Source organism: Salinivibrio sharmensis (assembly GCF_001995985.1).
Classification (GTDB): Bacteria; Pseudomonadota; Gammaproteobacteria; order Enterobacterales; family Vibrionaceae; genus Salinivibrio; species Salinivibrio sharmensis.
Genome location: NZ_MUFC01000008.1, coordinates 32,905 through 58,715 on the forward strand (window position 1 = coordinate 32,905; position 25,811 = coordinate 58,715).

The window sequence follows — 25,811 nt, forward strand, 5'->3', positions numbered from 1 at the left end:
TTGGGCCTTTTCGTTTTGTCAGTCTTAAGAAAGCGTTTCTGGCTCGGGAACCATCGGATAGCGAACTCCCATCATCTGCTCCATACAGTGAACCACCTGACAGCTATAACCGAATTCGTTGTCGTACCAAATATAAAGCACGCAACGGTTTCCTTCGGCGATTGTCGCTTGACTGTCCACGACGCCGGCAAAGCGCGATCCCACCAAGTCACTCGATACTAATTCCGTCGACTGGGTAAAGTCTATTTGCCCCGATAGCGGCGAGTACAGGGCAACGTCTTGCAAGTAGGCGTTTATTTCATCTTTATGGGTTGGATTATCCAAGTTTAAATTGGCAATAGCCATAGAGACATTTGGGGTGGGTACACGCACTGAGTTACCGGTCAATTTACCTTTAAGCTCAGGCAGTGCTTTGGCAACAGCACTCGCGGCACCGGTAGACGTGAGTACCATATTCAAAGACGCAGATCGACCACGACGATCGCCTTTGTGGTAATTATCAATCAGGTTTTGATCATTGGTAAACGAGTGAACTGTCTCAATGTGTCCACCATCAATGCCAAATTTATCGTGCATGGCTTTGAGCACGGGTGTGATGGCATTGGTGGTACAGCTAGCGGCAGAGATAATTCGATCATCGTCGTTAATCACGTCATGATTGACACCGAATACGACATTTTTAAGTTCGCCTTTGCCCGGCGCGGTGAGAAGGACTTTCTTGGCGCCTTTGCTGTCAAGATGTTGACTCAGACCTTCTTCATCCCGCCACATGCCTGTGTTATCGACCACCAGTGCATCATGAATGCCGAATTGGGTGTAATCGACTTCCGTTGGGTTATTGGCATAAATCACTTGGATAAAATTACCATTGGCAATCATTGCGTTGCGCGATTCATCAACGGTAATGCTGCCATTGAATGGGCCGTGGACAGAGTCACGGCGCAGTAGGCTGGCGCGCTTTTCCAGATCGCCGTCTTTTCCGCCGCGCACCACGATAGCGCGTAAACGTAAGGGGTAGCCGGGGCCGCTTTTTTCAATCAGCAAGCGCGCGAGTAGGCGACCGATACGGCCAAAGCCATAAAGTACCACGTCTTTAGGATCAACGCCGTTCCCCGTTCCTAGCAAATGGCCAAGCTGGCTATGAAGAAAATCAGGGATGCCATTCTCACTGTCATGCTGTTGCCAGTAAGTCCAAGCAAGCTGACCGATATCGATTTTACTGGGAGCAAGATCTAATTCAGCCATTACTTCGATCAATGGCAAAGTTTGGCTGGGCGATAAGGTGCCCCCAGTATAGCGGCGCGCCACGCGGTGCGCCTTAATGATATCAATGGTGCTAGCGTTGATCAGTTGACGACCAAACAGTTGGATTTCGACGCCTTTTTGGCGATAAAGCTGGCTAAGCAGCGGATACATGGTTTCAGAGTGAGTTTGACTGGTTTGCCAATCGAGTAGGTAGCTTTCTGGACTCATGAATCGACCTTTTTCACGAATGATAGTGGGTGGGCAGGGTGCCCAGTAGGGTATTTGGCTGATCGTCGCCAGCCTTTTGATTTTGCCGCGCAGTCTAAATGATGCGGAATTATTCACCTACTAAAAAAAAGTGGGCAGAGATAAAGACTTATGACGGTGAGAGGTGGGGGAACGACGGCCACGCTATCTATAAAGTGCGATCAAGGTTTTAACTTATATGAAACAAATTACATTGGACACATATAACTGTGAAGTGCTTCGCTCGTTGAGTTATCTTAATAATTAGCAAGAAAAAAGTAAGCAAAGAGAAAAGAAAACACAAGTTACACAGGCCTTTGCAGCGAAGCTTTACAAATCGATAGCAACTTGTGTTTATGTCTTAGCGACAGTAAAAGGAGAGAGGCGCTAAATCCCTAGCTCGTCAAGTAAGTCGTTACTGCCGCTGTCTTTTTTATCGTTTTTGTCGTTAGACTTTTCTTCCAATTGACGAACCGTTTCTGCTTCCAGAATGGAATCAGGATCAACCTCTTCCCCTTCTTCAAAGTCCTGAAGCTGAATAAATTCGGTACGCTCCATGGCAAGCTCAAGATAGAAGATATTGTTGTGCTCAGTGGTAAAGCTCACGCGGCGTGCCTGTGGCTTGTCGATATTGCTATCGACTGACACGGTAATATTTTTGTTAACCGCCATCATCTTCGGTTGGTTTTGGGTGATAGAGGTTTGAATTGAACGCTTAATCTTACCGGTGAAATCGCCAATAATCTGGTTCATCAGTTCACCGAGCACATCGCCCACTTCATCCGCGGTGTGTAAGCTGGCTAACTCTTCTTCGGGGATCCCCATATGTTGCATGTAATTGCTGTAAATCTCTAACGCTGCGGCGGAGGAGAAGTTGATCACAACAAGGCCAGAGAAGCCGCCATCAAATAGTACAAAACAGCCGAGGTCAGGCTTGAGACTGGTTTTGGCAATTTTTTGCACCATGGCTGCATGGTGTACGGGAGAGTCAGTCGCTTTGGTGAGTACTGCCGTGGCGGACTGACACAGTTTGAGCAGAATGTCCTCGGAGGTGACTACTTTGGTTTTTCTCATTATTCACTACCGTCATGGTTGATAAAACTTACTGTCAGTGTGGCACTGGATTGCGCGATTTGTACACCGATTTTCCGGATATCCGGATAAGGGATCACATTCATCTGTCTGTGACTGCCTATATTGGGTCATTGAGGGTCACGCGGTAATACCTCCAGCAAGTGATCCAGTGCTGTGTCGATACGGGCTAATGCCTGAACAAGTGCTTCTGTTTGCTGATTGTTAGCGGCTTGCTCGGCCTCAAGACAGGCCTGGTGAAGCGCCGTCGCACCAATACTGCCTGCTGCCGATTTTTGTTTATGGGCCGCGTCTTTTAATGCGTTCCAATCCTCAAACGGTGGGTGTGATTGCACCAGCGCTTTCAAGCTAGGGACGCTACGTTTGAGAAAAACATTCACAATGTCTTGATAGGCGTGTTGCTGTCCGCCATATAAGCGATCGATCACACTAGCGTCGAGCGTGAGTGTCTCGGTTGCGAAGGGCGCCTGCTGTGTGGGGCGAGGTGTCGGTTGCGTGGTTGGATGAGGGCGATTAATCCAATACGTCAACCGCTCGTTAAGCGGGTCGAGTTCAATCGGTTTGGTGATATAGTCGTCCATTCCCGCTTCAAAGCATCGTGTTTCTTCGCCACTGAGCGCATTGGCGGTAATGGCGATAATCGGCACCCAGCGAGATGTTCGCTGCATTTCACGCAGCGCAGCGGTTAACGTATAGCCATCTTTGTTGGGCATATGGCAGTCGGTAAGGACAAGATCCACCTGATGGTGTTGATATGCCGCGAGTGCTTGATCACCATCATCCGCCATCACCACCTCATAGCCGAGATAATGGAGTTGCTGGGTGAGTACCTGTTGGTTCGTGAGGTTATCTTCTGCGACTAAAATACACCCGCGAGTGCGTTCGGGATCGCGTGTTTTGGCTTCTGCCTCGTCGGGAAGAGACAACATAGCGTCAGATTCCGCCAACATACTGATATCGGGACTTTCAAGCCCAAGGCATACGCGTAGACCGTGGACCAGACGACGATAGGTTAATGGTGAGGCAAACAGTTCTACGATGCGTTTATCAGGGTGGGTTGCCAGCGATAAGGTATGTTTGAGCGCAATCACATGATCGACAGCGCGTTCAGCGATTAATGTGCTTGGTTCGGCGTGGGTGGTAATCAATAACCGGTGTGTGGCCAGTTGCTTGTCCGCCTTCGACGGCGATGAATCATGGTGATAAGCGATATCCAAGTGCTCTAGATAGCGGCACACCGCGTGATTGAGGGCGTTTTGAGGAATATCCACTTCAACCGATAATTGTTGCGCATGCTCGCGAGTAATCGGTCGCTCTGCAGATTCTGCTAATGGGTTTACCGTATATTCGATGCGCACGGTAAATCGTGTGCCGTTTCCCTGCTCACTCTCAATGTCAATCTCACCGCCGAGGAGGTCGACAATATTCTTACAAATGGCTAAACCGAGCCCTGAGCCTCCAAACTCTCGGGTGGTAGACGACTCCGCTTGGCTGAATGGCTGGAAGATAGTGTCAAGTTTATCAGGTGCAATGCCGATCCCGTTATCGGTGATGGTAAACACCAGCTGTGCTTTGTGTGTCTGTGGGTTATCAATCGCGTCAATATTGACTGTCACAAAACCAGGTTGACGGTGCTGGCCACCAGAGAATTTAATCGCATTACCAACCAGATTAAATAGAACTTGCTTCAAGCGGTTGGGATCGCCCACCAGTTGATCGGGGAGGTGAGGGTTAATGAATAGTGACAGCGTCACCTTCCGCTTGTTGGCATGATGGCTGACGGTATCCATCACTTGCTCTACGGTATCGGACAAAGAAAAGGTGACACGTTCAAATTGCAGCTTTCCGGCCTCGGTGCGAGAAAAGTCGAGGATGTCGTTAATGATGGAGAGTAGAGAGAGCGCTGATTCACGCACTGTACTAATCAGGCTTTGCTGAGACTGAGTTAATGACGAGCGGCGAAGCATATCGAGCATCCCTATTACACCATTCATGGGGGTGCGGATTTCGTGACTCATAGTGGCAAGAAATTGTGCTTTGGCGCGAGAGGCACTCTCTGCGCGCTCTTTTTCAGCCATTAATTGCTCTCGAGCCTGATTACGAGAAATGATATGCGCACGAAATATCACCAGACCATGGGCGATCTTACCGACTTCATCGGTTCTATCTTGAAAATTACTGGCCGGTGGCGTCATATCGCCAGCCACCAGGCGCTGCATGGAATCGGCGAGTTTGGCAATCGGCTGAGTGAATGTGCGGTAAATATAAAAGTACATCGCGCCACTGACGAACAAGATAAAAATCAGTAAATAGCCAAGGTTGAGCTGATTTGAGTGGAGTATTGAACGCAAATCAACCATTGAGCGGGTAACCACTTTTCCTGTCTGTTGTGCGAACGTTGAGAGCGCGTCCTCAAGCGCCTGGTATTCTTGGTCACTCAAGGTTCGCACTGCGGTCATGGCGCCGACTTTGGCACTGGGCTGATAGTTATTAAAAATGGCGATACCACTGCGCTTTAAACTGGTGAAATGGTGGCGGATGTTGGACAGTTTTTTCAGTGAGGCAGGGTCGTTGAGCTCGAACTGAGCCAAGGACAGATAGCGCTCGAATGTCGCCATATCTTCCGTAAAGCGTTCTCGGCTACTTTCTCGCCCATCTAAATATTGGTTAAGCTCTGTCAGCATATCGCCATTTTCATCGACCAATTCATCAAGATATTGCAACACGGCAAGGTTATCTGGCTGTGTGAGCGATTGTGAGGCCTTTAATTCGGCAATTAAGTTATCAATCGGTCGCACCACATCAATGGATAGTCGCATTACTTGTTTACGTGCCCATTGCTCAGCGACCGGATCAAACTCTGTTAAGACTTTTTGATGAGCGATCCGCTGGTAGCGCTCATAAAGCTGGCTAATCAATGAAAGTCGCTGCTCTGCATCGGGTTTTATCTCACGTAGGCGCGCCAGTAATTGTTCAAAATCTTGCTGACTTTCTAGAAAAACCGCGAGCGATTCATGACGGCCCATGACATATTTGAGCATGCTGGCATTCATATCACTGGCGGCACGCTGCATGCGCATGGTGATAATTGCGCTCGGGATTTCTTGATGAGTGGCCCGGCCAACATCGCGGTTGACACGCTCCTGCATGATGTAGCTCGAGACTGACAGGCCCAGCACCATCAAGGTGATGAAGGTCATGATCAACCCAATCTTACTGACGATACTCTTACCAAATGGGCGAGGGTGATTTACCTTCATGACGATTCCTACATCCTTGTCAACGATTGATTTGGGCGTGATCCGTGTTAAATTGCGCGTTGTGTTGTTTGCTTTCATCACGGTGAAGCCAGACTATACTTCAAGGAGACTGGCGTCAGTCGTTTGTATGATTTGACGTTGCCACTTGGCCCCTTATTCGAGATAGACTGAAAGGGAAGAGGACGATGTGAGCAAACACCATGTCATAGAACGATGATCAGTTTATAGTATACAGTGCGCTAAGCACTGCGAAGCGTGACTCGCTTTCTAATTTCGCCTTCAAGAGGCGCAAATAGCCGACGGGCACGGTACAATAGTGATAGTGGAATAGTCTAAGGACAAGTAATCATGGTAGTAGACTCAGACGGGTATCAAGCACTGATCGAACATTTTGCGTTTAATCTCTCAGTGTTTGAAAAACCGGGTGAAGCCATTGGCGATGATACCATTGCCGATATTGTGCACGATCTGGTCGCCTCTAATATTATGACCATTTGCGAGCAAAATCCTGGGCTTTCGTCTGCATTGCGCTTCACCATATTACGAGAGGCTGACCGTGTGGTTGAAGATATGGAAGAAGTGCTGGCGGGTCGGTGGGAGCAACCAGTGACCGCAGAGCAGGTAGGCTTTCTCGAAGAGTACGTTGCCTTGGTAAAAAACCTGTTTGATGGTGCCATGGTCGAGCTGCGCTAGTGATAAGCGCTGGCGGTAACCGTTTGATGCCTCAATCCCACTGCTTTTATGATTTGGCCGCGCGATACTGACACCAGACCTCAGTTCGGTATACTAGCCGGCCCATTGACAACCTCAGACTGTACCATGCGCCAATCCGCCCCGCGTCACGCTATTCATCAGCTTTACTCCACCCGCTTGGCACGTGCAACGCGTCCTTACCTCGCACGTGGCGCCGGAGTAGACCGCTGCTCATCATGCATGTTAGTTCGTCATTTTTGCGTTTGTGAGTACCGTGCAGCGTGCCAGACCCATGCTGCGTTCATGTTACTTATGTACGATGATGAGGTACTAAAACCCAGTAATACAGGGCGTTTGATTGCTGACTGCGTTGCGGATACCTACGCTTTTATCTGGTCACGTACGCAACCTGATCCTGATATGCTGGCGTTGTTATCCCGCTCAGAGTTTCAACCCTATGTGGTCTTTCCTGCTCAGTACACGACCCCGACTCGTATGACGTCGCCGGCACGTATCCATGATAGCGCGAAGCGGCCGTTATTTATCATCATTGACGGTACTTGGCGCGAGGCGAAAAAAATCTTTCGTAAAAGCCCTTGGCTTGATCATTTTCCGGTTTTAAGTATTGAACCTCAGGCATTATCTCGGTATCGCGTGCGCGATGCTCACGGTGAAAACCAACTGGCGACAGCAGAAGTGGCTGCTGAAGTGCTTGCTGTCAATCAAGAGCGCAAGGCGGCAGATTACTTAAACCAATGGTTCGATGTTTTTCGTGAGCGATACCTCGCAGGCAAACGACAAAAACACCTTGCGGAAGACAATGCGTTGACACGCTTTCTTGGTGATCAGCCCCTTTTGAACGATGCTGACACCTGAGTGAAAAGTCTGGTTGGAAAACAACGAAACTTGGAGCGAATCACGGACTTTTGCCTTGATTTGCTGAATAATCTGGTTAAATAACGACAATTTAAGGTGGCCTAGCCATGTATTACGGCTTTGATGTGGGCGGTACAAAAATCGAATTTGGCGCCTTCGATAAACAACTCAATCGCGTTGCGACTGAACGACATCCAACCCCGACACAGGATTACTCAGCACTCATTGAGACACTGGTCATGCTGGTGGAAAAGTACGACGCGGAATTAGGGCAAAAAGGAACCATAGGTATTGGTATTCCAGGCTCGCAAGCAGAAGATGGCACGGTTTTGACAGTGAATGTCCCGGCAGCCAACGGAAAGTCGTTGGGTGAAGACTTACAAGCACGCGTGGAGCGAGAGGTGCGTGTGAGTAATGATGCGAACTGTTTCGCCCTTTCAGAAGCATGGGATGAGCAAGCACAGTCTGCCAAAACCCTACTGGGGCTGATTTTGGGCACGGGGTTTGGTGGCGGCTTAGTGATTAACGGTAAGGTTATCAACGGTAAAAACCAAATGGCGGGCGAAGTGGGGCACATGCGTATGCCAATTGATGCTTGGCTTCGGTTGGGCGATAACCCACCAATGTTTGATTGTGGCTGTGGCAACAAAGGATGCTTAGATAACTACCTGTCTGGGCGCGGCTTTGAACAGCTTTATGCCCACTTTTATCAGCCTTTATCCGCCATTGAAATCATTGAAAACTACCGTCAAGGCGACCCCGATGCGGTGGCGTTTGTGGAATGCTTCTTTGATGTGTTAGCCATGGCGTTAGGGGGCATTTTAACTGCCTTTGATCCAGATATGGTTGTGCTTGGTGGCGGTCTATCTAACTTTGATGAACTCTATCAAGCGATTCCTGAACGCTTACCGACACACCTGCTGTCTGCGGCTAATGCCCCTGATATTGTGAAAGCGCAGCATGGTGATGCGGGAGGGGTGCGTGGCGCTGCCTTCTTACACTTAACCTGATGCGAATAACAAAGCCGACGAGAGTCGGCTTTTTACTCATCGAGCGAGTTATTTAGATTTCTTATCTTGGCAATGTTGAATGGCGCTTTCGAGTAACTCAAGTGCCGTTTTATCCGTAGGCGGTAGCGCTGCGTCAGATTCAGCGATTGGCGTCGTGCGCTCGCCCCAACGGATTAAGCCTGCGCCCCAGGTCAGCCCTGCACCGAACGCGGCGGTAAGTAACTGGCTATGTGGCTTGAAGGCGCCTTGCTCAACGGCTTCGCATAAGGCAATCGGGATCGTGGCGGCTGAGGTGTTGCCATAGCGCTGGATATTAATAAACGCCTTGTTTAATTCGATACCCGCATGCTCACATAGCGTCTCGATAATCCGTTTGTTGGCTTGATGAGGGACGACGAGGTCAATGTTATCTGCGCTTAGTTGATTACGCGTCAGAACCTGGTTCGCTGCTGACCCCATGCCTTTAACCGCGCGTTTAAAAATATCACGACCGATAAAATCAAACGCAAAATAGCCATTTTCTGGGTCAAAGCGATCCATTGCGGTACCAAACGCGGGGATCGCTAGCACGTCACGGCCAGCAGGATCACAACCAAGCTGTGCATCAAGTAACCCCACTTCTTGTTCGCTTTTACTGACCACGACCGCGCCTGCACCATCACCAAACAGCACGGCAGTGTCGCGTTTGCTCCAATCTAAATACCAGGTTAAATGCTCCGCACCGATAATAAGGGCATGCTGATAGTGGCCAGCTTGCAGCATCTTGGTTGCGGTCTCTAACCCGTATAAAAAGCCGGTGCATGCGGCATTCATATCAAATGCAGCCGCACGAAGTGCACCTAAATTACCTTGCACTTTTGAGGCAATATTAGGGATTAAGGTATCAGGAGAGCAGGTCGCCACAATCAAAAGATCGAGCTGGCTTGCCTCAATACCAGCCGCTGCTAACGCACGCTGTGCTGCAACAGTGGCGAGATCAGAGGTCTCGACGTGACTCACTCGGCGAGCTTCAATGCCAGTGCGTGAGCGAATCCATTCATCATTGGTCTCTAAAATGGTACTGAGGTCATCATTGCTCAGCACAGCAGGCGGGAGGCATTTTCCCCAGCCTGTAATTTCTGCAAATGCCATAGTTATTTACGGGTTGTTTAGCGTTGCGCTAGTGTAAACCTGAAACTCGGATGAAACAATTTTGATGGGCAATAAGCGGTGAAAAACACTACCTGGCGCAAACGCCAGGCAGCGTGACGTGCCTTACCAGAATAAACGAGTAAAGATGGCCAAAACCGCAATACAGACAATGTTGAGGTACAGGCCGACGCGCATCATGTCGCGCTGTTCAATATGCCCTGAACCAAACACAATGGCGTTAGGCGGTGTAGCAACAGGCAGCATAAAGGCGCATGATGCCGCGATAGCAATCAATGCTGACAGCGCGACGGGTGAAACACCCAGAGCCTCGGCGATAGTAGCAAAGACGGGTACTAGTAGTGCGGCGCTGGCGGTATTGCTGGCAAATTCAGTCAAAAAGATCACAAATGCCACCACGCCTAGCATAGTGAAAAACAGCCCTGAACCTGTCAATGCATTACTCAGGTGGTTGGCAAGAAACAGGCTCGTGCCGGTTGCTTTGAGGACATTACTCAAGCAAATTCCCCCACCGAAGAGTAGCAACACGCCCCAGTCTGCGGTTTTTTCAACTTCTTTCCATTTCACTACGCGAGTGGCACCGAGTAATACGATGGCTGACAATGCCACGATGGAGTCGAATTTGCTAAGGCCACCGAGCATCGCATTCAGTGGTTTACTGAAAATCCAGGCACTGACTGTCAGTGCGAAAATAGCAATGGTGATCACGCGAGGCTGGGTCCATGAGAACTCACGCTTATCGGCGTTAAAGCTGTGGTTCAGATTCGGCTTAGTCAGTACATACAGCACGGTAACAGCCACGGGTAGCAATATAAGCGTTACGGGCAGTCCCAGCTTCATCCAGTCAGCAAAACTGAGTCCAGCTTCGGCGGCGGCTATTGCATTTGGTGGACTGCCGACAATGGTGGCAATACCGCCGATACTTGCGCAATAAGCAATACCCAACAATACAAATACGTAGGTGCCATGATCTTTTTGGTTGTTTACCTTGTGCAAAATCCCCAGCACTAGTGGCAGCATCATTGCCGTCGTCGCCGTATTACTGATCCACATAGACAGGGCAGCGGTGACACCAAACAGCATCATCACCGCCACTGACATTTTACCCTGCGCAATGGTCAACACTTTATTGGCGATGGCTTGGTCAAGCCCTTGGGCTTGCAGTGCAGCGGCAAGGGCAAAACCGCCGAGGAAGAGAAAGATGATGGGGTTGGCAAAATTTGACATTGCAGCGGGCGTTTCAAACACGCCAAGCGCGACCGCCATAATGGGAACCAATATGGCGGTGATGCTAACGTGAATCGCTTCTGTTAACCAAAGTACAGCAATAAAGATCAGTAAACTTAGGCCAGTCGTGACATCTGTTGCGAACGGTAAGGTGTTATATAGGATCAAAAACAGCGCAATATCGGCAAACAAGATCCACGCTTTTCTGTCGGGTCCCGACGAACGGGAAGAAAGGGTTTGCACATCCATAGGGCGTCCTTTTTTAAACGTTATTGGGTAGTTTTTATAATGTTATGCTTTCAGCGTTTAGGTGCTTGATAGGGCAACAATTTTGACCCTCAAAGAGGGCCTTACCCCACTAAGCGATAGCTAATATACGCGTAAATGACAGGTGTGTTAATCGATTGCAGGCAGGTTTTTAAACAAATAATTAAAACAATGTGAAATTTGTGATTGGGTCGGCACTGGTTGGTGTGGCGTTAGTCTTTTGAGTTTGAGACACCGCTGATTGGTTCTTTGGGGCCTGTAAATTTGGGTTTAACGTTGAGAATAAAGCTGTCGAGTACCGCTTTTGTCCGCGCTAATACTTCGCGAGCACGGATTTTGATGCCTGCCCAGCCTTGCGGGCTTGGCACTGCGTAGCATATCGCGTCAATGTTGTTAACATCGGCGAGAAACAGTGCACGTTCACAATGGAATTGCTGGCTGATTACCGTGTAACGTACCAAGCTAAAAACGGTTTTGGCGCGAACCACTGAATCAAGCGTTCGAAATCCCGCATAGTCCAGATGGATTCTGTCTTCTGGGATCCCGGCTTGTCGTAAGTCACGCTTCATCGTCCAGGGCTCGTTATACGAGCGGTGGGCGTTGTCACCACTCAGTAGTAGGTGCTCGATTTTTCCTGCCTGGTATAACGATTCTGCCGCGTCAATACGATGGGTGTAGTAAGGGTTAGGGGTTTTACCAATGTATTTGCTGGTGCCTAATACTAGACCAACTTGCTGTGCTGGGAGCTCTTCCACCTTCTGGTACACGCGGCCCTTGGCATTGAGTGTGATCGCCACATCGCTGGCTGCCATTATTAGCACCACAACCGAGGTACAACCTATTAATGTGAAAATCGTCTGACGAAGACGGCGCCGCAGAGCCATTATGCTTCTTTTACCCTTTCTTTTATTACGCTGCGCTCGACGGAGTGAGTGTCGGCAAGTAGATGGAATCTTAGCAAAAAAAGCGCCTGAGTAGGCGCTTTTTCTGTTAGGTTCGGGTTAAAAAGACGTCCGTTTGTAAGCGCGGTATTGTGGTGACCAGAAGCTTTCTTCTATACGCTTTTTCAGCGCCTCATCAGAGAGCTCTGATGCCACCCCCTCGGCGATAGCTTCTTTGGCAACCGCAAAAGCGATACGCTTTGATACCTGGGTAATATCCTCGAGAGGGGGAAGTAACGCGCCAGTTCCGCGCTTGGCGAGCGGTGAGCACTCAGCTAGCGCGCGCGACGATGCCATTAGCATACCATCAGTGACACGTGACGCAGCAACGGCAAGCACACCTAACCCAATGCCTGGGAAAATATAGCTGTTGTTGCACTGTGCAATCGGGAACGTCTTGCCATTATCCAAGCGAACAGGCTCGAACGGACTCCCCGTAGCGACTAGCGCTTGGCCGTCAGTCCAGCGCAGAATATCAAAGGGGGTTGCTTCGACCCGACTAGTCGGGTTAGACAGTGGGAAGATGATTGGACGTGGGCAGTTGGCGTGCATTTCTTTCACTACGTCTTCGGTGAATAGACCTGGCGCGCCAGAAACCCCTACTAACACTGTAGGCTGCGCGTTGCGCACGACATCCAACAAGGAAATGTTGCTATCTTCCAACTGCCAGTCTGTGAGTGCGCCACTGTTTTGCACCAACTTCTGTTGGAAATCGAGAAGGTTAGGCATTGCATCGACGAGCAGTCCCCAACGGTCTACCATGTAAACGCGCGCGCGGGCTTCTTGGTCGGAAATCCCCTCAGAGACCATTTGTGCAATGATGGCTTCAGCGATACCACAACCGGCAGAGCCAGCGCCCAAGAAGGTGATGCGTTGTTCTGAAAGCTTGGTGCCTGCTGCTTTACATGCCGCGATCAATGAACCAACAGTGACAGCGGCTGTGCCTTGTATATCATCATTAAAGCAACAAACCCTGTCCTTATAGCGCTCGAGAATTGGCATGGCATTTTTTTGCGCAAAATCCTCGAATTGAATCAAGGCATCCGGCCAGCGACGCTGCACCGCTTGGATAAACTCTTCAATAAAGGCATCGTATTCTTGTCCGCTAATGCGGGTGTGACGCCAGCCCATATACATAGGGTCGGAGAGGCGTTGTGGGTTATTGGTGCCTACATCTAACACGATCGGGAGTGTGTAAGCCGGGCTGATGCCGCCACAAGCCGTATAAAGCGACAGCTTACCAATCGGGATGCCCATGCCACCAATTCCTTGATCGCCCAGTCCGAGAATACGCTCTCCATCGGTGACAACGATGACTTTGACGTTATGGCGTGATGCGTTGTTCAAGACGTCATCAATGCGATCACGGTTTGGGTAGGAAATGAACAGGCCACGGCCACGGCGATAAATGTTGGAAAAGTTCTCACAGGCCGCGCCGACGGTTGGGGTATAAATGATCGGCATCATTTCGGTGATGTGGTTTGACACCAACCGATAAAAAAGCGTTTCGTTGGTATCTTGAATATTACGAAGATAGATATGCTTATCGATATCGTTCTCGAAGCGTTGATACTGCTGATAAGCGCGCTCGGTTTGCTCTTCAATGGTTTCGATGGCGTCAGGCAGTAAGCCTTCTAGGTTAAAGAACTTTCGCTCTTCGACGCTAAATGCGCTTCCTTTGTTCAATAAGGGGGTTTCTAGCAAGGCCGGTCCCGCGTAGGGGATATAGAGAGGACGTTTTTGGTTATTCATGAATGATCAGACTCGATATTATCTTGTAATTAGTCGGTGATGAGTGTTGGGCGTTATCCTGTGCCTTCGTGGCAATAATGATCCCTTGCTAAACGCTTTGACAGCGTTGACGTGCGATAGCCCTAACGACGCTGTAATAGGGGTCAAAGTTTAGGCATGAATGGTGACCTAATTCAACTTTTTTACCCGATTATGCGGGAATTGTAGAGTCTGTGCGGGGAGTGTTTTAATTCATCCAACGCACAGGTTGCTTCATTTTTACCTTCTTATTCATATGCTTGCACATGAAAAAAACGGAAGTTAGATCACAACCTCCAGCAAAAATACGCAAGGTGAAGGGAAGCTGACTACACTAAAGTAGTGAGTTTATGATGACAACGTAATCGCTTGTTCCCATTCACTCACCTTATTTGGTTTGAGCTAATAATTACAATGTTGGCTGAGCACGTTTAATGGAAGGTTAATAGAGGTAGTCCAATGAAGTCACTCATTGCCGCCAGCTTGCTGGTTTTCTCGACCACGACGGTTGCCGCAAACTTAGGCGATCTTGATTACATCACTGAGGTGTATCCGCCGTTTAACTACGAAGAGCGCGGAGAATTAAAGGGGATTGCGGTTGATTTTCTCGAAGCAGCGACAAAAGCTGCAGGTGATCCGGTTAGCCGAGATCAGGTGAAAATTCAGCCATGGGCACGAGGCTACGCCACCGCGCTATCTGAGCCGAACACAGTGTTGTTCTCAACCACACGAACGGATGAGCGGGAAGATAAGTTCAAATGGGTAGGGCCGATCACAGACACCAAGATTGTGGTGTGGGCGCCGAAAAGTAAAGGGATCAGCATCGATAGTGCAGGTGACTTTGCCAACTACAAAGTTGGGGTAGTCCGTGATGATGTCGGAGAGCATTTGCTGCGTTCAATGGGCGTTGATGAAGGTGCGCTGCGATTATCACCCAAAGCTGATTTGCTAGCCAAACAGCTGGCTGCCGGGCGGGTAGACATGTGGGCGTACGAGGAAAACGTCAGCGCCTTTATTATGAGCCAAAACAATATTGATACTAGCAAGTTTGAAGTGGTTCATGTATTGGATGAGTCTCAGCTCTACTACAGCTTTAGTAAAAACACGCCAGATAGCTATGTTGAAAAGCTACAAGCGGGCATTGATCAAGCGACCGCCGATGGCACGCTTGACGAAATTAAAAGCAAGTACAAATAGCACAGTTCAATTGTCTGTGGGAATGAAAAAACGGGCTAAATGAGCCCGTTTTTTTAGTTAAGATACGTTGCGCCGTGTTGATTAGTCGCGAAAGTTTTCAAATTGGAAAGGTTGCTCAAAATCACTTTCTTTAATCAATTGGATCACCGCTTGCAGATCATCACGCTTTTTGCCAGTAACCCGCACCTGTTCGCCTTGAATCTGCGTTTGCACCTTCATTTTGGCATCTTTGATTGCTTTGGTGATCTTCTTAGCCACTGGCGTTTCAATGCCATTTTTAAATTTCACCTGCTGAGAAAAGCTTTTCCCAGAATGCACCATATCTTGGATGTCCATTGCGCGAGCATCCACGCCACGCTTTGCTAAGTTATTGCGCAACATATCCATCATTTGGTTTACCTGAAAATCAGCCTCAGCAATCACTTTGACCGTTTCTTTATCGAGCTCAAAGCTGGCTTCTACACCACGAAAATCAAACCGTGTCGCAAGCTCACGATTCGCGTTATCAACCGCGTTTTTAAGCTCAACTTTGTCTATTTCAGATACAATATCAAACGAAGGCATAATCTTGTCCTAATTGGGGGCATGACAGGGCCATGCCAATAATCATCAGTAATTAATTACTTTGGCGTGACGCGACTGCGTCAGCAAGTTGTTCAAGCAAGCGCTCTGTGTCGGCCCAGCCCAAGCACGGGTCAGTAATAGATTGGCCATACACGCGTGATTGGTCGCTGCCCATGGCTTGGTTGCCTTCTTGTAAGAAGCTCTCAGCCATGATGCCAGCAATCGCTTGTTCGCCATTGCGGATCTGTTCAGCAACATCGGCACACACATCCAGTTGGCGACGGTGTTGTTTTTGGCAATTACCGTGGCTGAAGTCTACCACAAGCTTGGCAGGTAACCCGAAGTCACCTAGCGTTTGCGCGGCCGCTTTCACATCCTGGGCGTAATAATTGGGCTGATGACCGCCTCGTAAAATGACATGGCCATCGGGATTACCAGCGGTGCGATAAATCGTCATGCTGCCATTTTTGTCCGGTGAGCAGAAAAGGTGCGACTCTCTGCTCGCACGAATAGCATCAACGGCAATTCGGATATTGCCATCTGTACCATTTTTGAATCCAACTGGGCTGGACAGCGCAGAGGCCATTTCGCGATGGATTTGTGATTCAGTGGTACGGGCGCCGATGGCTCCCCAGCTGATCAAGTCGGCAATGTATTGACCCGTGATCATATCAAGGAATTCAGTGGCGGTAGGGATCCCTATTCTATTGATATCCAACAGCAGCTCTCGCGCGGTGAATAGCCCTGCACGAATATCTCCGCTGCCATCAAGGTGGGGGTCGTTGATGAGACCTTTCCAGCCGACCACAGTACGAGGTTTCTCAAAATAGGTGCGCATCACCACCAATAATTGGTCGGTGTATTTGTCCGCCAGAGTTTTAAGCTTGGTTGCATAATCACGTGCCGCATCAGGATCATGGACGGAGCAGGGCCCGACAATCACGAGAAGTCGCTGGTCGTCACCATTAAGAATGCGACTGATAGCCTGTCGTGCGGCGGTGATATGGTGAGCAACACTGTCGCTGATGGGGTGGGCAGCTTCCACCTCTGCGGGCGTGGGCATGGTATCGACCACGCGTGTTCGAAGCTCATCGGTTTTCAGTGGCATAGAGGACAGCCTTCCTCACATCTTATTCTGTTGCGAAGCCAGTAAGATAGCAAAAAACGCCGCCTATGAAAGCACCAATGTGACATCTGTTGGGTTTTTCTTATCAGAATACCCTCCACGCCGGGCATTGTGCGCCTCAGCAAGATAAATGGCGGAGGCGCGCATGTATTAGGATGAGCAGCTTAACGTCAGATCTTTCTCATCATCAAGGGGACGTCGGGCAAGATGGTCTAAACCGGGGTGTGATCCAAAAGGCTCAGCCAGTACGCGCATCAAATCATGCGTTGGCTGCATGTCACCTTGCTCTGCTGCCTCGATTGCTTGTTGCGCTAAATAGTTACGCAAAACAAACTTTGGGTTGGTGGCCTGCATGCAAGCGAGGCGAGTGTTGTCGTCATGATCTGCTCCCCGTTGGTGGTATTCGCTTAACCAAGCCGTCAAGGCATCGGCATCTGATACGAGGTCGTTAAACTGACTGAGTGTCTTTGCACTTAATAACGAGTCTTGTGTGATGTGGCTGAGCCTGTGAAAGAACAGCGTGTAATCGACGCGCTGAGTCTCGAGCAACGAGAATAGGGCATTGAACAAATCACTGTCTCCTTGCTGGGCATCGGAGAGCCCTAGTTTATTGCGCATTACCTTACTATAAGCCACCTGGAGGTGATGTTCGTAACCGCCGAGAATGTCATTAATCACGTCACTTTCAAGCAGTGGGGTAAAGGCATAGCCAAGCGCAGAGAGGTTCCATAGCGCAATGGCGGGTTGCTGATTAAAGGCATATCGCCCAGAGTAATCAGTGTGGTTGCAAATATTGCTCGGGTTGAAATCATCCAAAAAGGCATAGGGGCCATAATCGAAGGTCTGGCCTAAAATCGACATATTGTCGGTATTCATCACGCCGTGATTAAAACCAACCGCTTGCCACTGGGCAATCATTTCTGCCGTGCGCTCGACAATTTCTTGTAGCAATGCGGCATAAGGTTTCTCGGCCTCGGCAAGCTCAGGAAAATGGCGTGCAATGACATAGTCGGCCAGCGTACCCAGCGCATCGTGCTGCTGGCTGTAAAACAAGTACTCGAAGTGGCCAAAACGCACGTGGCTCTCGGTAACGCGAAGCAGCGTTGCGGCGGTCTCAATACGCTCGCGCATCACCGGGGTATCGCTGGTCGCCATCGCAAGTGCTTGCGTGGTAGGGATGTTAAGCCCTTGCATCGCCGCACTGGCGAGATATTCACGGAGTGTCGAACGTAATACCGCACGCCCATCACCATGGCGACTGTAGGGGGTTTTTCCCGCCCCTTTCAAATGCCAATCCCACAGTGTGCCTTTATCATCACGCCACTCGCCCAATAACACACCACGGCCATCACCAAGCTCAGGATTGTATTGACCAAATTGGTGGCCTGTGTATTTCATTGCAAAGGGTTGGCGACCCGCAAGCGGCGCTTCTGCAGACAGAATCGCACGAAAGGTTTCACTATGAATATCTGCCGTCGTTAATCCAAGCTCATCAGCCAGCGCGGCGTTGTACGTTAGAAGCCGGCCATTATCGAGGGGAGTTGGTTTCACTGCATTGCCAAAAGCACTGCCTAGCTGACTAAAGCTAAACCGAATATGTTCACCGTCAAATACTGCCATATCTTCCCCCTTGGTTTATGGTTTAAGCGTAACAGCTTGGCTGTGGCTAACAAGAGATAGAAAGTAGGGGTATTGGCAGGTATCGCTTGGTGTTTTTTTTTTTCTCACCTAAAATGGATTTGTTCCACATCTGAGGGGCAAATTGCGTATACTCACGGGCATTATTTTTTACAGCACTGAGACAATGATTAAACTAGGCCAATACAACACATTGACGGTAGTGAAGCAGGCAGACTTCGGCGTATTTCTTGATGGTGATGAATTCGGCAATATTTTGCTGCCAACTCGGTACGTCCCTGAGAATACCCGTGTCGGCGACGAGCTCAAAGTATTCATCTACTTCGATTCCGAAGACGATATTATCGCCACTACAGAAACGCCATTGGTGCAAGTGGGCGAGTTTGCGTCTTTGCGCTGTGTTGGTGTCAATTCGGTCGGCGCATTTGTCGATTGGGGTTTGAGCAAAGACTTGTTGGTGCCTTTTAGTGAGCAACGCACGCGAATGGAAGAGGGTAAGCCTTATGTGGTTCGCGTATACACGGATAAAGCCTCGGGCCGTATCGTCGCTAGCCGCAAATTCAACAAGTTTATCAGCGACGAAAAGCCGCGTCTAAAAGCGGGCGACAAAGTGTCGGTAATCATTACGGATATCACGGATCTCGGCTTTAAATGTGTGGTGAATAATCAGCACTGGGGGCTTATTTATCGCGCTGAAGCGTTCGGGAAGCTGTTTATCGGTAAAAAGCTCAGTGCCTTTGTAAAGACCGTGCGTGAGGATGGCAAAATCGATCTTTCTCTACAAAAGCACGGCAAGGCGCGGGTTGATGACCTGAGTGACAAAGTGATGAAGACGCTTGAGAGCAAAGGGGGCTTTTTACCGCTCAATGATAAGAGCTCGCCGGACGCGATTTTTGCGCTTTTCCGTACCAGCAAGGCCACGTTTAAAAAGACGTTGGGCGGACTTTACAAGCAACGTAAAATTCGTATCGAAGCGGACGGGATTTATCTCAACAAGTGACACTGTCACCTTTTGAGATCAAAAAAAGACCCGGCACGTCCTGTTCCGGGTTCAGGGAAAAGGCTCAAGGAGCCATATGCCAATATTTAGGTTGTGATTACTAAAGTGTAGTCTATCAATAGTGATGTGCCAGTTTGTGACACGACTTTGTGAAATAGAAGGTATTATCAGGGACCTAGCGAGCACGGCGAGATCCCTGATTTGCTTTTAGCGAGCCTATCAATGGCCGCTTTGCACGAGCGGTTATGGCTTTGGAATGGCGGTTCGCCATGCTTGCCACGCTTTTTTCCCCTCGCTATGCAATAAGAAATGACGTTTATTAGCTGCGATCGGTTGTAGGGGTTGGTCGTCTGGCGTCGAAAACGCAATCCCGCCTTTTAATAAGCTATCAATGGTGCCACTTTTTAGATCCGCTCCCGTCAAGCCAATAGATACGTCGACCCCTGATTCATTCCAAAATACGGTGTTTTCACGGACAAGGTGTGCGAACTGCGGCGCGATTTGTAGTTCGAAGACCACGCGGTCCGACAGTTCGCCCAGCTGGACGTTAGAGACGATCCCCACTTCTATATCGCGATGTAATACCGGTGTGCCAGGGGCGATAGAGTGGCGCGCGTCGCTCTCTAAGATGAGTGTCAACCCTTTTGGGAATTTGGGTGAGTCATGGAGGGTGAACTGTTGGGTGAAGTCACCGTCTCCGGGAACCACTGAGATATAGGTGCCAAATAGCGAGTCCAAGTTCTCTGTTTTGGTGAGGCTGAGCACAGGTTGAGTCAGCCAAAAATAGCTACCGCTTCGCGCAAGCGCAGTTTTGTATTCAGGGTAGAGGCGAGCCTGAATGGTTACGTTTTCCTGGTCGAAATCAGGGCTTAGGGTGATCACCTCGCCAACATCGACCCCTTGATAACGGATCGCGCTGCCCACTTTCACGCCATTGGCCTGGTCAACCGTTAGCCTAATATCAACACCGTATTGAGCGGCCTCTTGTTTTGAGGGGTAAAGCTTCCAATCTCCGTTTCGTTTATTACTAATACCAGGCATGGTGCCGAACGCAATACCACCGTTAACCAATGAACGTAACGAGCCTGTATTAATCTCGACACCGCTGAGGTTGGCTTTGATATCCAGCCCCGATTGATTCCAAAATACGGTTTGCGGATTAATCAGATGCTTATAGCGATTATTCACCGCAATGGCGATGGACACACTGCTGCCGTTAAGTTGATACCCTTCGACGTGGCCGACCACGAAATTTCGGTACATCACCGGGCTTCCCTCACTCACGCTGGGCATGCGACTGGCAATCAAGGTGAAACGTGTTTCACCGCGTGCATCTTGTTTGGCGTGCTTGGCCTGAATGGGGGAGGTGTAAAGCGGATACGTCTTTTTAACGCCTTTTGCTCCTTCGCTGGTAAAGCTTAAAGCCGGATCAGCAATTTGCTCCATCGCCGGCACTACTACATTGAAGCCGTCACCACTGAGCTCGCCAGTGACTCCACCAAGAATAAAGAATTGCGATTGTTGCTTTACCAAATGGCGGTACTCTGGATAAATCAACAGCTCTAAAGTGACGGTGTCACGTTCATTAAGCGCGATGCGGTCAATAAAACCCACTTGGATGCCGCGATGCAATACTTTGGTGTGCTGGGTTAAGCCATAGGCATCGTCTGCGGTTAAGGTGACTGTGAGGGCATCGGTCATTTGCTTTTGTTGTTGGTGCCTGGTGCGAGCGATGAACACATGGTCTGGTTTGGCCGTATCAGCGTCTTGGGAGCCGGGTTTGAGGGCTAAATAGTTACCTAACACCAGGTTGCCGAGGTTTTTCAGTCCACTAAAGCCAATTTGCGGCTGTTCAACCTGAAAATGCGTTTCTTGATTGAGCAACCACGTCATACTGGGATCAATCTGTGCGTGAGCAATCGGACGTGGCTGGTTTTTTCTTACCTCAATACGGGTTATCTCGCCGACTTCTAGGCCTTGATACGTGATTTTAGCGCCGGCGTTGGGAAGGCCGTGTTGCGCAGGCAGAGCTATCTGTATTGATTGACCTCGCGATGCCTGGGTAAGGCTCTGATAAAGCTTAAAAGGGCGAGCGGTATCAGAGCGTGGGCTGGTGTCAGGTGAGTCAAAGGCAATGCCTCCGGCTATCAAACTGGCGACACTGTCTAGCTGTACGTCGACGCCAGATACATCAACATTGGCTTTTAAACCACTGACTGACCAAAAGCGCGAGTCCGTTTTGATGAGATGGGCAAATGGTGGTTCAATCAATGCCGAGAGCGTCACCCCTTGTGCGTCTTCATCAAGTCGATAACTGTATATTTCACCTACGCGAATTTTGCGGTAATAAACAGGCGATCCGACATTTAATGAACCTAAAGTCGGTGCCTGTAGCTTGACGGTGGTTCCGGCTTTCTCTGCCATATCGGTTGGCGGTTCATTGCGAGCGACAAAGGAAAGACTGGGCTCACCACTACCAGGTTGTAAGGCAATATAGTTGCCTGAGACCAAGGTTTCGAGGCCACTGATCCCAGTGACCGAGGCGCGAGGCTTCACAAGCCAAAACTCGGTGCCACTTGTGAGCAGTTGCGTCGCCTCTGGATAGATATTGGCGTCAACGTAAATACCATCTAAGTCATCCGCCAAGGTAATATTGCGTACCTTGCCCACTTCCAACCCTTGATAGCGGATGGTGGTCTGGCCGGCTTCCAACCCTTGCGCATCACTGAAGAGGATTTGAATTCGTTGTCCCGCTTCACTGATCGATTGAAACAGCAGCCAAGCGGCCATCAATAAGGCCAATACGGGCAGTATCCACAATGGAGAGAGGCCATAACTGCTTTTAACGATCGGTGCGGGTATGTCTTGTTTGTCGCTCATGATGATCCCATATCAAACGCGTATCAAGAAATTCGGTGGCAAGCATGGTTAACACCACCACTAAGCCAAAGGCAATGGCGCCCGGCCCAGGCATAAAATCCATAATGCGGCCACGGTCGACTAAGGCGACCATAAACGCAATCACAAATAAATCCATCATCGACCATTTTCCAATCCATTTCACGCCCCGATATAACCACATATGTTGACGAGGTGTGATAGAGGTAGAGCGTCGTAAGCTTATCAAGATCAAACTCAGACCAAGTATTTTTGCTACGGGTACGACGATACTGGCAGTAAAAATGATTGCGGCGATGCCAGGCATCCCATTATTAATCAGACTCGCGACGCCGGAAAAAATGGTGTCTTCAAGTCGAATGCCGTTGGAGAACAAAATGGAGATTGGGAACAGGTTGGCCGGAAACAGAAAAATGGTAGCAGTGATCAAACAGGCCCAGGTTTTTTGTTCGCTGCGTATCATGCGCGGATGGAGCACTTGGTCACATCGCTGACACTTGGTGCCTGGCTTGAAGGTTTGCGTCAGTCCACAGTGGTCGCAGCGCACCAAAGATGAATGACTGTCAAGAGGCGTTGGCTGAGCAAACGCATCCCAATACCTTTGTGTGTTGACCCGTACGAGCAAGATAGACAGTAGAATTTGGATGACGGCGTAACAACCAAGCCCGAGTGAGAAGTGTAAGGTGGCGTAATCTTGAATCTTAAAACAAGCAATGGCCAAGCTGACCATTAAAACGTCGGCCATTACCCAATGACGACTGTGAGCAATAACCCTTACGGCAGGACGAAACCATCGCATGGCCTGTCGGCGCCGCGATACATGCATGATCAGTAGTGCACAGGTAAAAACGAGCGGTGCCAATGATGCGCAAAACACCACCAAACTGGCGACAAAAGGAAACTGAGGCCAGAGTAGCGATGCGCCGGTGAGCACCGATGTGGTGATGGTTTTCCCCAACAAATCGATTGAGAGAAGGGGAAGAAGGTGCGCGGGCAAGAAGAGCAACAATACAGTGAGCGCTAGTGCGATTTCACCATTAAACGACAAGCGTCTCCCATGCGCCAGTTTGGTTGAGCAGCGTGGACAGATAGCAAGGTGGTCATAAGTTGTCTGGCATGGCTGTAACACCAGATCGCACCCCGAACACCTAACCAATGGTTGGAAGGTGGTAAATGGTTTGTCTGATGTCTGCGCCATGGTTTACTTTCCCGCTGCCTGTTGTATTTGCCCGTACAAGGTTTGATATACCCCGGGCGCATTAACAAGTTCGCTATGCGTACCTTGTTGGGTGACTTGCCCCTCATCAAGTACGTAAATCACGTCTGCTTCCTTTACCGCAGAGAGGCGGTGAGCAACGATCAAGGTCGTCCGCCCCGCCAAAAATGTCTGCATGGCTTGATGTAATGCGCGCTCGGTGGCGGTATCCAACGCGGAGGTCGCTTCATCCAAGATCACCAGTTTAGGGTCACTCAGGAGCATTCGTGCAATCGCGACACGTTGTCGCTGACCGCCAGATAAACGGATCCCTTGGCGACCAAGCGGTGTATCGAGCCCGTTGGTGAGCTGTGCCACCACATCCCCCAACTGGGCGTGCTCAATAGCTTGCCAAAGTGCGGTGTCGGCAAGATGACGCCCCAAGCATAAGTTATTTCTCAACGTATCATTAAACAGCACTGGCTGTTGCAATACCACGGCAATTTGATGACGGAGGGCATCCATGTCGACATGGTTAATCGAGTGGCCGTTAAAACGTATATCCCCTTGTTCTACCGGATACAATCCTAACAGCAACTGAATGAGGGTTGATTTTCCGCCGCCACTGGCCCCAACTAATGCCACACGCTGGCCAGCAGGGATATGCATATTTAAACCATTGAGTACCGATTTGTCCTCATCGTAGGAGAAGCGCAGATTATCAATCTCGACCGCTAACCCTGAGGCCTGTGTGTGGGCGGTGATGCGACTTGGATCAATGCCCGCGGGTCGGCGAGGCTCTTCGGACAGTTGCAAAACCTCATTAATACGTGTCATTGCGGCTTTAGCACTGTACCAAGCAAATTGGATCCCGAGCAGCTCTTGCACTGGGCCGAGCATAAACCACAAATAGCCAAACACCGCAAACATCAGACCAATCGACAAATCGCTAAAAAAGACCATGCCCATGGCCACTGCGCGAAAGAGTTCAAAACCTATCAAGAACATCAGAAACGACAAGCGGCCTGCGGCTTCGGACTGCCACGCATATTTGTCAGCACTGTCTTTAATCTCACTGGCACTGTGGTCAAGTTGACGCAAGTACTCACGCTCTCGATTGGCGGCGCGAAGTTGGTACAAGCCATCAAGGGTATCAACCAACCGCTGCTGAAAACGCTCAAAAGATTGGTTTTCTTGGGTTTTAAGGTGCTTAACACGCTGTCCTAGCGCTCGACTTAGCGCGACAACGATAGGGTTGATAAGCAAAATAAACAAACCTAATCGCCAATCAATCCAAAGCAAGACCACAGCGGTGCCAGTCACGGTTAATATACCGATGATAAACTTGCTTAGCGTGGTACCGATGAACTTATCGATGGTTTCAACGTCGGTCACCAGGTGGGAGGTGAGTCCACCGCTTCCGCGTAGCTCATACTCTCGCATACTTATTCGCCCGAGCTTGGCAATCAAGTGTTGGCGAATCTTATAGGTAATCGCCTTGCCGACGAGCGTGAACTGGCGGCTTTGCAAAATATTGAGCCCCTGGCTAATCACACGCATTAACACCACAATCACCAATACAGAGGCGATATAGACGGCCGCGTGCTGCCAGTTCGTTGGGAGCAGGGTGTTGAGTATCTCAAGCCCCCAGTCTGGCTTGTCTAGCAGCACCTCATCGACCAATAACGGCATGAGCAACGGGATAGGGACACTGACCAAGGTTGCCGCAATCGCAACCACGTTTGCCCAAATAAGCCGGGTGCGATGAGGACGAGCTTGGTCAAGAAGCCAGCGCCAAGTGATCATAAATAGTGATACTCAATTGAAAAGTCTTTGGATTATTTCTATTGTAATGGTCTTGTTGTTTGAGATGCAGTGATTTATGGAAAACAAAGCCGATTTTTACCGCTTGTTAACGCAACAAGCGGTTGCTTTATGCGAAGGGGAGCCCAACCTTATCGCCAAGCTCGCCAATGTGAGCGCTTTATTAAACAGTCAACTGGATGATATTAATTGGGTTGGCTTTTATCTCGACGAGGGAGAAGAATTAGTTCTCGGCCCGTTTCAAGGTCAACCGGCCTGTGTACGCATTCCCTATGATAAAGGGGTATGTGGAGCCGCCTACCGCCAAGATACCGTGATGCGAGTAGAAGATGTGCACGCGTTTGAAGGGCATATTGCGTGTGATGCGGCGAGTAACTCTGAAATTGTGGTGCCTGTTCGGGTTAATGGCCAATTGCAGGCAGTACTGGATATTGATAGTCCAAGTATCGGTCGCTTTGACCAAGAAGATGAACATGGACTGGCTACCTTGGTCAAAGAAATGCAAAAACACTTGTGATTTCGCCAATCTTGGTAGTTTTTTCATATCAGGTATCTATAATACGCACCACTTTCATACTTAAATACACGTAGAT

Annotated in this window: 19 protein-coding genes; 6 read left to right on the forward strand and 13 right to left on the reverse strand. The window is 49.5% G+C overall.

Going from position 1 to position 25,811, the window contains the following annotated elements; genetic code table 11:
• Nucleotides 1-24: 24 nt before the first annotated feature.
• The 3 genes from BZG74_RS09245 to BZG74_RS09255 all read right to left on the reverse strand — a co-directional run bounded on the left by BZG74_RS09245 (nt 25) and on the right by BZG74_RS09255 (nt 5,843).
• Nucleotides 25-1,473, reverse strand: coding sequence for a glyceraldehyde-3-phosphate dehydrogenase (locus BZG74_RS09245; RefSeq protein WP_077772332.1), 1,449 nt, complete (start codon nt 1,471-1,473; stop codon nt 25-27).
• A 405-nt stretch (nt 1,474-1,878) separates the two neighbouring features.
• On the reverse strand, nt 1,879-2,565 hold the full coding sequence (locus tag BZG74_RS09250; RefSeq protein WP_077772333.1) for a DUF3334 family protein: 687 nt from the start codon (nt 2,563-2,565) through the stop codon (nt 1,879-1,881).
• Nucleotides 2,566-2,693: 128 nt separating this feature from the next.
• Nucleotides 2,694-5,843 (reverse strand): hybrid sensor histidine kinase/response regulator, encoded by a 3,150-nt coding sequence (locus tag BZG74_RS09255; RefSeq protein WP_162274012.1) that lies wholly within the window; start codon nt 5,841-5,843, stop codon nt 2,694-2,696.
• Between the two features lie 348 nt (nt 5,844-6,191).
• Here BZG74_RS09255 and BZG74_RS09260 point away from each other — a divergent pair, with 348 nt between their 5' ends.
• From BZG74_RS09260 to nagK, 3 genes are all read left to right on the forward strand, one after another.
• Nucleotides 6,192-6,536 (forward strand): DUF3802 family protein, encoded by a 345-nt coding sequence (locus BZG74_RS09260; protein ID WP_046073196.1) that lies wholly within the window; start codon nt 6,192-6,194, stop codon nt 6,534-6,536.
• Between the two features lie 126 nt (nt 6,537-6,662).
• Nucleotides 6,663-7,412 carry a tRNA-uridine aminocarboxypropyltransferase gene (locus BZG74_RS09265; protein ID WP_077772417.1) on the forward strand — a complete coding sequence of 250 codons (750 nt, stop codon included), beginning with the start codon at nt 6,663-6,665 and terminating at the stop codon, nt 7,410-7,412.
• 107 nt (nt 7,413-7,519) lie between these two features.
• Complete coding sequence (nagK, locus tag BZG74_RS09270; RefSeq protein WP_077772335.1) at nt 7,520-8,422, forward strand: N-acetylglucosamine kinase; 903 nt, start codon at nt 7,520-7,522, stop codon at nt 8,420-8,422.
• Nucleotides 8,423-8,470: 48 nt separating this feature from the next.
• Here the strand turns inward: nagK and BZG74_RS09275 are convergent, their stop codons facing one another.
• The 4 genes from BZG74_RS09275 to BZG74_RS09290 all read right to left on the reverse strand — a co-directional run bounded on the left by BZG74_RS09275 (nt 8,471) and on the right by BZG74_RS09290 (nt 13,758).
• A complete protein-coding gene (locus BZG74_RS09275; protein WP_201247376.1) occupies nt 8,471-9,559 on the reverse strand; it encodes a ketoacyl-ACP synthase III in 1,089 nt (362 codons plus the stop codon).
• A 117-nt stretch (nt 9,560-9,676) separates the two neighbouring features.
• Nucleotides 9,677-11,047, reverse strand: a complete 1,371-nt coding sequence (locus tag BZG74_RS09280; RefSeq protein ID WP_077772337.1) for an SLC13 family permease — start codon at nt 11,045-11,047, stop codon at nt 9,677-9,679.
• Nucleotides 11,048-11,277: 230 nt separating this feature from the next.
• Nucleotides 11,278-11,949, reverse strand: a complete 672-nt coding sequence (locus tag BZG74_RS09285) for a SanA/YdcF family protein (RefSeq protein ID WP_077772338.1) — start codon at nt 11,947-11,949, stop codon at nt 11,278-11,280.
• A gap of 117 nt (nt 11,950-12,066) precedes the next feature.
• Complete coding sequence (locus BZG74_RS09290) at nt 12,067-13,758, reverse strand: NAD-dependent malic enzyme (protein ID WP_077772339.1); 1,692 nt, start codon at nt 13,756-13,758, stop codon at nt 12,067-12,069.
• Nucleotides 13,759-14,235: 477 nt separating this feature from the next.
• On the opposite strand from BZG74_RS09290, the gene BZG74_RS09295 reads away from it, so the two are divergent.
• Nucleotides 14,236-14,973: a substrate-binding periplasmic protein gene (locus tag BZG74_RS09295; protein ID WP_077772340.1), complete on the forward strand. Its 738-nt coding sequence runs from the start codon at nt 14,236-14,238 to the stop codon at nt 14,971-14,973.
• Between the two features lie 81 nt (nt 14,974-15,054).
• On the opposite strand, the gene BZG74_RS09300 is transcribed toward BZG74_RS09295, so the two are convergent.
• From BZG74_RS09300 to BZG74_RS09310, 3 genes are all read right to left on the reverse strand, one after another.
• Entirely contained in the window at nt 15,055-15,537 is a 483-nt protein-coding gene (locus BZG74_RS09300; protein ID WP_077772341.1) for a YajQ family cyclic di-GMP-binding protein, read from the reverse strand.
• Between the two features lie 52 nt (nt 15,538-15,589).
• Nucleotides 15,590-16,645 (reverse strand): 3-deoxy-7-phosphoheptulonate synthase, encoded by a 1,056-nt coding sequence (locus BZG74_RS09305; RefSeq protein ID WP_077772342.1) that lies wholly within the window; start codon nt 16,643-16,645, stop codon nt 15,590-15,592.
• 168 nt (nt 16,646-16,813) lie between these two features.
• Entirely contained in the window at nt 16,814-18,283 is a 1,470-nt protein-coding gene (locus tag BZG74_RS09310; RefSeq protein WP_077772343.1) for a protein adenylyltransferase SelO, read from the reverse strand.
• Between the two features lie 184 nt (nt 18,284-18,467).
• Between BZG74_RS09310 and BZG74_RS09315 the strand changes: the two genes are divergently transcribed.
• Entirely contained in the window at nt 18,468-19,301 is an 834-nt protein-coding gene (locus BZG74_RS09315) for a CvfB family protein (RefSeq protein ID WP_077772344.1), read from the forward strand.
• A gap of 243 nt (nt 19,302-19,544) precedes the next feature.
• Here the strand turns inward: BZG74_RS09315 and BZG74_RS09320 are convergent, their stop codons facing one another.
• The 3 genes from BZG74_RS09320 to BZG74_RS09330 are packed head-to-tail and all read right to left on the reverse strand — an operon-like array spanning nt 19,545 to nt 25,200.
• The gene (locus tag BZG74_RS09320) at nt 19,545-22,181 is read right to left on the reverse strand and encodes a PqiB family protein (protein ID WP_077772345.1); all 2,637 of its coding nucleotides are present in this window, start codon (nt 22,179-22,181) and stop codon (nt 19,545-19,547) included.
• Entirely contained in the window at nt 22,144-23,397 is a 1,254-nt protein-coding gene (locus BZG74_RS09325) for a paraquat-inducible protein A (protein ID WP_077772346.1), read from the reverse strand. Before BZG74_RS09325 ends, BZG74_RS09320 begins: the two co-directional genes overlap by 38 nt.
• A 3-nt stretch (nt 23,398-23,400) precedes the next feature.
• Nucleotides 23,401-25,200 (reverse strand): ABC transporter ATP-binding protein, encoded by a 1,800-nt coding sequence (locus tag BZG74_RS09330; RefSeq protein WP_077772347.1) that lies wholly within the window; start codon nt 25,198-25,200, stop codon nt 23,401-23,403.
• A 76-nt stretch (nt 25,201-25,276) separates the two neighbouring features.
• Here BZG74_RS09330 and BZG74_RS09335 point away from each other — a divergent pair, with 76 nt between their 5' ends.
• Nucleotides 25,277-25,735: a GAF domain-containing protein gene (locus tag BZG74_RS09335; RefSeq protein ID WP_077772348.1), complete on the forward strand. Its 459-nt coding sequence runs from the start codon at nt 25,277-25,279 to the stop codon at nt 25,733-25,735.
• The last annotated feature ends 76 nt before the right edge of the window (nt 25,736-25,811 follow it).